The sequence below is a fragment of the Grimontia kaedaensis genome, assembly GCF_023746615.1.
Classification (GTDB): Bacteria; Pseudomonadota; Gammaproteobacteria; order Enterobacterales; family Vibrionaceae; genus Enterovibrio; species Enterovibrio kaedaensis.
Genome location: NZ_CP082275.1, coordinates 3,312,405 through 3,323,595, shown reverse-complemented (window position 1 = coordinate 3,323,595; position 11,191 = coordinate 3,312,405). Strand labels below are relative to the sequence as shown.

Sequence of the window (11,191 nt, the reverse complement as noted above, 5' to 3'; positions counted from 1 at the left end):
GGGATACATCTTTTCAAACGAAACTATGATTCGCTTTTGTTTCATTGGTCTTATATACGAAACAGAAAATAATAAAACCATCACTAGAGGTTCATGCGCGCAAATTCAGGCACACTGCACAAACAGCAACATTTGCGGCGGTAATTTCATAAAATTGAAAGAGTAAATCGCTGTTACATTTGGCCACACTGTTCTTAGAGTCAGAGGGGAGGGATATGGATTTGAACCTACCTGACGCTTCCGCTGCCTGAAATTGGAATACATCACGCCAAACATCACTAGCGCTGAAAACTAACCCAGACTTTGTGAGTTTTGGGGTTAAGCTTGGCGTTATGTACAGAGGCAGAAATATGCTTTACCGCATTCCTGCTTCGCACCTACTGATCTTTCTCCTTCATGTTGAAAATTATGCGAAAGGTTTAGCTTATAATGAGTATTTTTGAACTGGAGACCAATCGATTATGAGTCATGATTATTAGACATCTCATTTCATCTCACCACATCTCATTTCGACATATATATATGTTATATATTGATAAATAATATTTTCGCTCATACTGTCATGTCTCATTAGGTGACATCAGGTGATGGCATAACATGACCTGTAATTTATCTATAATCAGAGTTGATGTAGTTAAGGAAGGGTTGAGTATGACTGTGACGCAACGTGAGCTTGCTGGGCTGAAGCCGAAGAAAAATGCATATTATGTTTGGGACAATACAAGGACGAGAGGCACAGGAAGACTTGGTCTGAAAGTCTATCCAGGAGGCAGGAAAACGTTTGTTTACCGATACTATCGTGACGGCAAGCCTGTATTTATTTCTATCGGTGACTTTCCCAAAGTTAGCCTATCTGATGCCAGAGAAAGAATTGAACGTTTTTCTGACATGCTCATGCAGGGCATGGATCCTAAAAGCGAACTGGAGAGGCAAGAACGCCAGAAACAAAAAGAGATTGAAGAACAACAAGCTAAGGGCTCGATAGAAGAATTGTTCAAAAGCTATGTGGCTCAAATGAAAAAAGACGGGAAGCGAACTCACCAGAGTGTATACCGTGCCCTGGAAAAGGAAGTGTATCCTTTTATCCCTCCTGAGACGAAAGCTTGCGATGTCACTACTAAAGATCTCATTTGGGCTTTATCGCACATGGTTAACAGAGGTGCGCTGACACAGTGTAACCGTGTTCGCAGCTACCTTCATGCTGCATTTAATCATGGTCTAAATCATGATTATGACCCTGCAAATTACCAAAAACATAGCAAGTTTGCTTTGTTATCCAACCCAGTGTCTCTGGTTAGAATTCAAAAAAGTGCAGAGCGTGTGGGGCAGCGGTTCCTTTCTTACCCAGAGCTAAGAGAGTTCATGCATGATATTGAGCATGAAGTCGAGGGTGTTAGAGCTAGCCCGGTGATGAGAGCGCTACTTTTACTGTGTATTCACACTGGCGGCCAACGTCCTTATGAGCTGGCGGCATCCAAATGGGAAGCGATAAACTGGGAAGAAAAAACACTCTTAGTTGTAGCCGATGTTTCCAAAAACAAACGAGACCATCTATTGCCTTTGACGGATACAGCGATGGATCTTTTCAGGCAAATTAAGAGTTATTCAGAAGGTAATCCCTACATCTTTCCCCATACCCGAGACCTTTCTAAACATATCCGTTTGGACTCGCTGAGTCAGGTGATTGCCAGATACAGAGAAGACCATCCCCACTTTGAGCACTTTATTCCGAGGGACTTGCGTCGAACATGCAAGACTTTGATGGGGGAGATAGGTATCAGTAAAGAGTTGAGAGACCGAATTCAGAACCATGCTATGAACGATGTCAGCTCAAAACACTATGATAGATATGACTATTTATCAGAGAAAAGGCGTGCGCTTGAAGCATGGGAAGTACGCCTGCTGGGTGTCGACCAAGATGATTCTAATGTTGTGCCACTTAGGGGGTAAAATTTGGAAAATCAGACAAGTGCCTTTGCGCGCGCTTTTCCGCCTATCGAATATGCGGATGTTTCTAGAGCTGTATCTCTTTTCAAACCATACGGAGTGGAAGAATGGGATATTGAGCACCTCATCAAAATGGGGGAGGTTTCGCTGTTTGTACCGCCAAAGATCTCCCTTCTCTCAGAAAACATTGAGATAGTCACTAGCAACAAAACTCTTGTCGATAAGTTGTCCGTCGCTACAGATGGGCATCGGGTAGACGACTTTATTTCTTGTGATATCAAAGTGGATAGCATTAACGAAATCACTGAGTTCTCGGATTTGGCTGAGTTGAGCTTTTTCCCTGAGCAAACGGGGTGGAAAGTATCTTGTGTTGGTGAGATAGCAGGAAGTTGGCGGCTGGAGGCTGATGAAGAATTCAAGTTTGTTGGAAAGGAAGGCAAACCGCTATGTGTATTGGCTGAATTACCGCCTGACGTTGATGATGTCCTTCAAATCAAAGCGACAGTCGAACAGCCCCGCTGTCTTAAAGAATGGCTTATCTCTCGCGAAGACTTACTGCTTATTAAGCAGGCGACTCTCGAAGGCAGAACGGTGAGTGAGGTCTATTACCAAGCCTATGGTGAACCAAAAAAACAAAGGAAACCACGCACTGAACCAAAGCAAGTTGCAATGATAAAAGCCCTGGTGATGAGTATTCCTGAGTTGGGTGAAGGTGTCATCAATAAGCCCTCTATCGCACTTGCTGCCATCCAAGAGCATTTCAATAAAACTAATACTCCCTATGATGACCTTCCTTGTGAGAAAACAATCGCTAATTGGTTCAAAAGCAACTGAAGTAGAAAGATAAATAACTTTCTCCGAAAGTTATTTATCTTTCGTGAGCTTAGAACTGCTAACCGGCAACCTCCTTAGTTAACGGCAACAACTGCTTCGAGGAGGTTACCATGCCGCAAGATAGAATTATGTCACTGCAAGAAGTGTCTGCTGCTCTCAACCGTGACCCCAAAACGATTTGGCGTTGGTGGGCAAAAGAGAAACGTTTCCCTAAACCTATCCAATTTAATGGTCGTTGCCTTGGCTGGAAAGCATCCGTCTTTCAGGCTTGGTTGGAAGAGCAAGGAGTGGATTAGTGATGAAACGGATTAATGAACAAAAGACGCCACCTAGTCCCGAGTTGCCAGATTTTCCGCATGTCAGTGAGCGAGGAGGGCAGAAGCGAATACAGAATACAGCGGAAAACCTCTCTGCCTTACTTCACTTTGTGGGATTTAAAGCGGCATTCAACTTAATGACGTATCGCGTCGAAGTTCATCATAAAAATATTATTTTCAAAGAAGATGAGCTCAGAAGTAAGCTCATCAGCGTTTCTTCCATAACAGGTTTTCCAAAACAGGGTATCGATGATCACCTCATCACAGTAGCTAGAGAAAACGACTATCACCCCGTTCAGCGTCTTTTAGCAGCAAAAAAGTGGGATGGGGTATGTCGGGTCAATGAGGTCATTCAGTGTTTACCGGCAACGAATCCAATAGTCGCTAAGATTGCTTTAACTCGGTGGCTTGTTGGCTGTATTGCTTCTGTTTATGAGCCCGGTTTTAAAAGTAAGCTGATTCCTACAATAAAGGGTGAGCAATCTAGCGTTAAAACGGCATTCATCCAAAGACTTGCAAGTGTCGTTGACCACGGATTCCTCGAAGGTGCAGAGCTAAACCCTCACAATAAAGATCAGGTACTAACGTGCATTCGGGCTTGGATTGTAGAGCTCGGAGAGTTGGAAACCACGACAAAGCACAGCCAGGGTGCACTGAAGGCTTTTATTACTAAGGGGATGGATACTATTCGACCTCCATTTGGGCGTTCGGATATCCATAAGCCTCGCCAGACCAATTTCATTGGAACAGTAAACCGAGCTGACTTCCTAAAAGATGCAACCGGTAATACCCGATACGCATCGATTGAAATTGAAGGCCGCATAGACATTGAAACAGTTAACAACATACTTGGGTGGAAGTTCACTCCCAACGGCAGAACTACACTAGTAGATCCAGAGTCTCTTATACAATTTTGGCTCGAAGTGAAACACTGGTACGAGCGCGGCGAAGGCTGGCATCTCTCTGAAGAGGAACTGAAGTTGATTGGAGAGGCCAATGAGTCATTTGTCGATAAAGGGCCTTGGTACGAATTGCTGAAAGAGCGTATTTGCGAATCCAGAGAATGCTCAGATTCCCAGTTTGAGTGGCTTACAGCTGGTCATATTTGTAAAAACATGAGCTTTCCCATCAACCAAAGTGGCCGTGTTGGCAGAGCATTAAAAGCGCTTGTAGAGGATGGGCTCATTGAAGTGAAAAAGCGTGATGGATACAGCCTCTACTTTTTCCCAGTCTAAGTTGGAACAAGAGTGTTGTAAGTGGGGAAGGTTACTTCACCTACCCCACTTGGTATAAGTAATATTGCTCTTTTTGGGTTTTTCATTATTGAGGAAACACGAAAATGGGCAAAAATGAGTTTAAGGAAAACTAACATTATAGCTATAAATGATTCTATTTAGATAAAGATATATTTAAGTATGGTTTTGTAGTTTTAATTTTAAAAATAAAAAGTTTAAATAAAACACTCACATTATATGATATACATGAAAGGATCCGTTATTCACCTATGAATAACGGGCTGGGATGATTATGAGAGCTTTAGGCTTCAGTTTTTGTGCGTTCCTGGGAAGAGATAGTTAAAGGTGTTTGCTCTTGTTAATTTTTTAAAGGGCACTTCTAATGCTAGAAGTACCTTCGAAACTATTCTTCTATAGAAGAGTTGCTAATGCAAAATTTAAAGCCAATTAGAGATGAAACCTCCCTATCTTGTGAAGAGTCGCCGTCACCATTTTCACCACTTACATACCATACTGAGACTTCAGGATGAGGAATACAAGTTAGTAGTGATAATGCATAAAATAGCTTTGGCCCAAATGGAAGTAACACAACTTTATACTTGTTTTTATTGGCTCTTATGACAGCATCTAATGAGTAGATAGCCTCAATGGGTGACTCCAGACGATACAGTAATTGATCACGTTTATTAAAGTTCTCTAATAAGCTGCTATTTTCGGTAACTACGTCAGTAAAGTAGTCTTCTTCGATTGATTGAGGGATGTATAGGCATACCTCTGAACTTTCCAAGAATTCAATGGCACCCATTGCTTTATCTCTCTCATAGCCAAGACCGACTATTGATAAGACAGGCATTCCTGGTCTATTTGACCAGCCTGAGAAAAAATGAGATACAGGCTTAACATTATTATTTGATAGAATTTCACCTGATGGAGGAGCATATTTTGCCAATGCATATATAATGCTTACCTTATAACTGTGTTCAATAGCTAATTTGGCAAGAATAGAAAATAGTTCAGCAAGTGACTTTCTATCTATTAGAGAAATATCAACAGATATTTTTGTTGAAGGCCCATTTTCTTGATTTTGTTTTAGACACCCCTCTATATCGTCAACGTCAATACACAATATCTTATCATGGAGGTGTTCTTGCAAACCAGTGTGGGTTATTGCATCTCGGTTAACACCCCGTTTAGTGATGATGAAATCACTATTTAACATCTCACTCTCTACAGAAGTTGTATCAAGATTTAGGATGTTAGTAATGTTATAGCCTGATTTCATAGAAACATATCCTGTTGCCGGCTTGCTGGGTCAAAATCAATTTTATCGCATTTGTTGTTCTGTGTTGCAGCTAGAATAGAGCTTAGGTTTATAGGTGCTCCAGTCGTGAGGTTTAGCTCGAACTTTGGTGCCAATAGATATGAAAGTCTAAATCTCATTCCTTGTAAGCTGTCATACGTACCAAATGTGTTCGCAGAGTCAACAGATATGATAGCCCCATAGTTCCACGCTATCATTAAGGCCGCCTCAACATCCTTGGGAACACCTTTATCAACTGTAAATGTTGATCTAGATGATATCTGAAAGTGTTCATCTATCATTCGATAATTGAAGTAGTTACCAATCTTTTCTAGTAACTCAAAAATTGGTTGCTGTGTTGATAACCCCATGTTGTTAGAAAGAGGCAATGTTTTCAACATTGCTGCATAAGAGTTTGTTGAGTCTACAACTCTTTGCACTTGGGCAGAGTCTGAAATCTTAATGCTATTTGCATTCGTAATTAGAGGACTCAAAACAGAAAGAAGCCACCTTGGGTTGCCTTCACTAATTGCTGATATAGCTTCCCAACCGGCATAAAACTCAGGCAACAACCTTCTACCCTTCCGTTTGCCATTTTTATTTAAAAACGCATTTCTAAAAGCTACAATTGGTGATATTTTCCGCACTAAACTTGAGGCAGCATTGCCTGATGACAATTCTTTCTTGTAATTAATTTTCTTTGATAGGATAAATGCTTTGAAACTAGAGTCTTTGTCAAACAATTCATCAAAGGCAACAAGCCAATGTCGTGAGTTATTACTAATACTAGATCCAAATTTGGTTGAACCTAGCTTTGTCATAGGGGCTTCTATGCCGAACTTTGATTTCACTAGGTTGGTGCAAAAATCTTTGCTCTCACCTTTTTTCACATACCAGAGTTCGACGATTGAATAATCATTAATTGAGCTTGTTTCGGTTTTAATTTCTTGGTGAAACCCGCAAGGTACAAGGGCTACCTTAAAAATGACTTTTTGCGCAGCTGAACGCATGCTAGAAATTACTTTATCAAGTAAGTATTTTGGGGCGATTTCGAACTCATCTAAAAGTAAAGCCCAACGATGTTCCGGGCGAGCTAATGCACGATCTATTGAATCTAGAACCGATTCAATAGTGATCTTAAGGTCAGAATATGCAAAAGGAGCTTTTTCTTCAAATTCTGTTTGATCAAATTGATCTGCTCCCACAATGCTAAGCTTGCGAGAATATTCTCCCAAGATATTTAACTTCATTACAAGCTCATGTCTAATTCTTGACAATGAAATTTTCTCAGGTTTCAGCTTTAATACGGCACAAATTTCCAAGAAAGCCTCATGAATAGCGCCTTCTTTTTCTTGCAGAAGCTCGCGTGGGCATCGTTCTAGAGAAATCTCGATACTGTCGACAGCATTAAGCATTACATGGGTAAAAAACGCGCTGTAGGCAAATGATTCAGAAACGTTTTGTGATAAGCCAATATCCTCTAGGGACTTAATCATCTCCCCCCAGACAAGATCACCAGGAACATAAATTCCTTCATATTTGATATCTAGCTCATTTGAGCCCTGCCACTTTGATAGGGTGTTGATACTTAACATACGTAAAAACGTTGTCTTTCCGCTACCTCTCGGACCAACTAGTATTGTGTGCTCATTTTTTGCAGTCTCTAAGAACAATTTTGAAGACACAAATGAATTAGCAATATCTTCACTTTTTAAGTGCTTTGCATTAAATGCATCAAATTTAGACTTCATGTTATGCCTCAGATTTCTCTAGTTTGTCTATCTCACCATCAGCCGTGGTAGTTACATCAACATTGTAAACTTGCAGGTTGTTTTCTAAATGATCTAAGTCCTTTGGAACACAATGTTTAAGCTGTGGGAATTGTTCGACAATACTACCCCAGTCTGTACCTGTGACAGAGGATACGGCTTGAGAAATTTTTTCTGCTAATTCTTCAAGACACCCTATGTCACCAAAACCAACGCCAGTGAAAACCCCGTCTTTTCTTCGTTTGGAGAGAGACCAATGATTACCTTGCCATGAGTAAACATTGAGGGTTCCTTCAGGGGTTCCTCTTGTCTTACTTGAGTCAATATCAATGACATAGAATTGATTTGTAAAGTCGTCGTTCAAATTTTGCTTATGGCATGACAGTGTTCCTGCTGCGAAGACTACTGTTTTTTTACTTCCATCAGAATGATAAGACAGTTTTGCATGATGCTTATGGCCATGAATTACGATCCAATTTCCATATCTATTTAGCATTTCGAGGAGTTCCGTCCCCCCTTTCATAAAATCGTATGTACCGATGCCATGATCTGCATGTTGTATAGGATGGTGGTGGCACACAAGTATACCGAGCTTTTTATTTGTTGCGTCGAAACTACTTTTAAGAGCACTCTCTAACCATTGGTGAGTTGTATTTGATACAAAGCCCCTTTCATACGAAATAGGGTCGCTAGTATGACTAGCGCAACTGTTCAGTATGACTAGATTGTATTCATCTTGGTTAGGAGCAAACAGAAAATCGGAGCCAAAATAGTGGATTCGGTTGATATGATCTGTTTCGGATTCTACTTGATTGATGTTAACCAGAGGATAGGGGGGCGAGAGCTGTTTTAGATTCTCAGTTAAGCTGTGATTCTTATCAAGATCTCGTATAGGGTTTCCAATATCGATTCCACGACTATTGATGTCGTGATTACCAGTAGCTGTTGCTAGAATGCTACATTCTAAAGCTGCAGCTAATTCATTCAGTTTTCCCCATGCAAACTTGAGCGCGCTTCCCTCTGCATGAGTAGTGATATCACCCGGACAAACTAACAAATCTGCTTTGATACCATCTTTCTTGACTTTATCGATCAAGCTTTGCCAAAAATTATTATCTAAGTTGCCCTCTGGAGTAATTGTTAGCCAAGAATGATAGCTTGCATCTTGAACATTTGCACGATTCACAAAATGTAAATCACTTACTACGGCAATCTTTAGTGAGTTTGATGGCATTAGCCCTGCACCTTCCTAAATATATTTCTCTCAATATTATAATGAAATAAAAATCACTTTTGAATTATTTATATAATAAAACTCTCAGTTCAACGCAGTTGATAAGAAACTAGACATATAAATAGTATTTGTGGATCAAAATGTAAGTTTTGATTGTCTTACTAATATTTTTACTACTTTTAATTCCACCAAGCCTGCGACGTCGTTTAATGTTAACCTGAGCGATACTTATACGAACTAAAATTGACCACCTGAATCACGGTGGACGATTTGAAAAACAATGGATGTTTTTAGAGTCTAGCTTTGGGTTTTCGTTAGATGAGTATTTAGTGCTTATATAAACTAAAGCAATTATCAAACCAAAGAACGTAGAAAATATCATTTTTTCGATAGCCAACCATTGGTTTTAATCCGTGATACCGAAAAGCTAAAAAGTGTTCTACGTCAGGTGTAATAAATTTAGGGATTGGAGCCTTAATCGCCACCCGGGCAATTTTTTCAAAACCTAGACCATGCTTTGGCATTTGTTTGATTTCTTTCCAAAGCTTATCTTTTCTCCGATATATAGCATCAGCAAAATTTGCTTTACCCTCTTGGTCGAGTTCTTGGAGGCAGTATGTGCCTGCCTGTAAGCGCTCCAAGGAAAAAATCGGAGGACATTCGTCATAATTAGGTGTGGCTTCTTGAGCTGAGATTTTGTTGCTAGATTTTGCTTTGGGAGCGTTTATTGATCTTTTCTTGCTCATAAATCTTAACTAACACGAGTTTCAAAGTATTCTTTTAGTTCTTTTTTGGAGATGACACTTGCTACAGCTTCATTAGCAACCCAAGGAGCCTCTTCATGAGTCATGTTACGAAGCTTCCATGCGCTAAATTGTCCAAAAACATCATAAATCTCTTCGATATGAGCAATTTCCTGTTTTGTCAGGCAGACATATGCATTGAACCTCGATTCAAGTTCTATTGGAGATTTTCCGAAAGATTTGTATTCATGGTATAGCGTAGGGATAACTGGGCCATGAGCCCACGCTTCAATATCGTCATCGAACAATGTCTTCCCATACAGAGCAAGGAAAAAGCCTTGCGCATAGTATGCTAACTTTTGAAGTTTCAGATTTGATACGCCGTCTTCTTCACCAAGACTAACAAACATCTTAGCAACATCTTGTATATTAGCCATTTTGAACCCTATTTATCATTTTCGCGCGATTATACTTCTATACAGTAGTATAACAACCAAACATTACTACTTATTCGAGCTGCATTCTGTGCTTAAAAGCATTTAACAACTTATTAGCGGGTAACTTTCCCGTTTAGTATAAAACGGGACGCCCGACTAATTAGCTCTTCCTAATTGTAGATCTCTGCTTCTGATAGGCACTTTGCAGAGATAGCGCCGCTTTTAGCTGACAGGTGGCGTTACAACATTACCGTAAGGCCTTGTATTTAAGAAGGCTAACAAGGATGTAGCGCTATTAGGATCAGTTATTTAGTCCCTGTAGAATTGCGAAAACCTTCTTTTGGTCAGGATGTTATGTCGCTACCCCCTTCGCTTGTGAGCATGCAACACGCTATCATTGTCTAAAAATTTTAGCGTAAATGTACCACAAAGTGCATAAAAGCAGATTTGATTTCGATCGCATGGGAGTTTGACTGCGTAGATATTGTTCAAATGAATAAGGTGGTTGTAGAGAGAGTATTGGCTGCGCAGGGCAGCCGAGGAAGCTTGGAGTTATTGGTCGAGGGAGGGGACATAGGTGTTATAACCCGCTTGAGTCAAAACCAGCTTCAGCAAACCTTTTCAACATTTTGTACTTGTACGCTTGATTATCAGTCCACTCGAATCTCACATACTTCATGTTGAGTGCTGCTTCTCGTGATACAAGAAACTCAACTCCATGTCTGATGAGATTTTCAATTAGGTATACGTGCTTTTCAGTATCTTCGTTGTAGTCAACGGCATATAAACCCCAGCATTGATGGATAAAGGGGTCTATGACTTTGTATATGAACTGGACTGTTTCCTCTGCGCAATCTCTTCCTCTAGGGTCAGCGAAATGTTGAATACAATTCCGTAAGTTACCGAAGCTTCTAAAAATATTTGGATTTTCCAATTTTATCCCAGTTGCAGCCCATAATCGCTCAGGTAAGTCTGAGTACTGGATAGTCTTCGCCTTCTCTACTAGGTGTTCAAAATCGAGAGTACTAGATTGAACTTGGGTAGATCTTGGTAGTTGTTCAAATATAAGTAGTGGATGCTCTTGGGCAATACGAGCTTTAATCAAAATTTCCGCAGCATGAGCTGCTTGAAGCACAGACAACTGAGACCACATGTGGTTCTCTAGACTGTAGTAATTAGCATGCCAGTTAGCATGAGCTAAAGCACCTAACCCAAGATCTAACATATTCTCATACGTATTTTTTAATTCTGGATTCATCCCTTTACCTAGTACAGGGTGATAACGCCAAATTTAGGTCTGAATAACGCTCCTACCTTACCTAACACATTGTACCATAAATAATAAACTTACTTTAAATGAAAGTAAGTTTATTGT

10 protein-coding genes are annotated in these 11,191 nt (G+C 40.3%); 4 read left to right on the top strand and 6 right to left on the bottom strand.

The genetic code is table 11. From position 1 onward, the window contains the following. Positions 1-651 precede the first annotated feature (651 nt). The 4 genes from K6Q96_RS14880 to K6Q96_RS14865 all read left to right on the top strand — a co-directional run bounded on the left by K6Q96_RS14880 (position 652) and on the right by K6Q96_RS14865 (position 4,333). Positions 652-1,950: a tyrosine-type recombinase/integrase gene (locus tag K6Q96_RS14880; protein ID WP_251876652.1), complete on the top strand. Its 1,299-nt coding sequence runs from the start codon at positions 652-654 to the stop codon at positions 1,948-1,950. A 3-nt stretch (positions 1,951-1,953) separates the two neighbouring features. After that, positions 1,954-2,781, top strand: a complete 828-nt coding sequence (locus tag K6Q96_RS14875; protein ID WP_251876651.1) for a hypothetical protein — start codon at positions 1,954-1,956, stop codon at positions 2,779-2,781. A 110-nt stretch (positions 2,782-2,891) separates the two neighbouring features. After that, complete coding sequence (locus tag K6Q96_RS14870; RefSeq protein WP_062710394.1) at positions 2,892-3,077, top strand: helix-turn-helix transcriptional regulator; 186 nt, start codon at positions 2,892-2,894, stop codon at positions 3,075-3,077. A 2-nt stretch (positions 3,078-3,079) separates the two neighbouring features. Continuing rightward, complete coding sequence (locus tag K6Q96_RS14865; RefSeq protein ID WP_251879653.1) at positions 3,080-4,333, top strand: virulence-associated E family protein; 1,254 nt, start codon at positions 3,080-3,082, stop codon at positions 4,331-4,333. Between the two features lie 403 nt (positions 4,334-4,736). Here the strand turns inward: K6Q96_RS14865 and K6Q96_RS14860 are convergent, their stop codons facing one another. From K6Q96_RS14860 to K6Q96_RS14835, 6 genes are all read right to left on the bottom strand, one after another. Further along, positions 4,737-5,615 (bottom strand): transcription elongation factor GreB, encoded by an 879-nt coding sequence (locus K6Q96_RS14860; protein ID WP_251876650.1) that lies wholly within the window; start codon positions 5,613-5,615, stop codon positions 4,737-4,739. Further along, a complete protein-coding gene (locus tag K6Q96_RS14855; protein ID WP_251876649.1) occupies positions 5,612-7,384 on the bottom strand; it encodes an ORC-CDC6 family AAA ATPase in 1,773 nt (590 codons plus the stop codon). The genes K6Q96_RS14860 and K6Q96_RS14855 overlap by 4 nt, the downstream gene beginning before the upstream one ends. A gap of 1 nt (position 7,385) precedes the next feature. Next, positions 7,386-8,636, bottom strand: a complete 1,251-nt coding sequence (locus tag K6Q96_RS14850; RefSeq protein ID WP_251876648.1) for a metallophosphoesterase family protein — start codon at positions 8,634-8,636, stop codon at positions 7,386-7,388. Between the two features lie 326 nt (positions 8,637-8,962). Continuing rightward, complete coding sequence (locus tag K6Q96_RS14845; protein ID WP_251876647.1) at positions 8,963-9,382, bottom strand: hypothetical protein; 420 nt, start codon at positions 9,380-9,382, stop codon at positions 8,963-8,965. 5 nt (positions 9,383-9,387) lie between these two features. Next, a complete protein-coding gene (locus K6Q96_RS14840) occupies positions 9,388-9,816 on the bottom strand; it encodes a Panacea domain-containing protein (protein ID WP_251876646.1) in 429 nt (142 codons plus the stop codon). Between the two features lie 580 nt (positions 9,817-10,396). Further along, complete coding sequence (locus tag K6Q96_RS14835) at positions 10,397-11,074, bottom strand: hypothetical protein (protein ID WP_251876645.1); 678 nt, start codon at positions 11,072-11,074, stop codon at positions 10,397-10,399. Between the last annotated feature and the right edge of the window lie 117 nt (positions 11,075-11,191).

Bases quoted from the DNA above. Each gene is read 5' to 3' on its own strand.
- K6Q96_RS14860 (WP_251876650.1), bottom strand. From the start codon at position 5,615: ATGAAATCAGGCTATAACATTACTAACATCCTAAATCTTGATACAACT.
- K6Q96_RS14870 (WP_062710394.1), top strand. From the start codon at position 2,892: ATGCCGCAAGATAGAATTATGTCACTGCAAGAAGTGTCTGCTGCTCTC.
- K6Q96_RS14855 (WP_251876649.1), bottom strand. From the start codon at position 7,384: ATGAAGTCTAAATTTGATGCATTTAATGCAAAGCACTTAAAAAGTGAA.
- K6Q96_RS14865 (WP_251879653.1), top strand. From the start codon at position 3,080: ATGAAACGGATTAATGAACAAAAGACGCCACCTAGTCCCGAGTTGCCA.
- K6Q96_RS14835 (WP_251876645.1), bottom strand. From the start codon at position 11,074: ATGAATCCAGAATTAAAAAATACGTATGAGAATATGTTAGATCTTGGG.
- K6Q96_RS14845 (WP_251876647.1), bottom strand. From the start codon at position 9,382: ATGAGCAAGAAAAGATCAATAAACGCTCCCAAAGCAAAATCTAGCAAC.
- K6Q96_RS14880 (WP_251876652.1), top strand. From the start codon at position 652: ATGACTGTGACGCAACGTGAGCTTGCTGGGCTGAAGCCGAAGAAAAAT.
- K6Q96_RS14850 (WP_251876648.1), bottom strand. From the start codon at position 8,636: ATGCCATCAAACTCACTAAAGATTGCCGTAGTAAGTGATTTACATTTT.
- K6Q96_RS14840 (WP_251876646.1), bottom strand. From the start codon at position 9,816: ATGGCTAATATACAAGATGTTGCTAAGATGTTTGTTAGTCTTGGTGAA.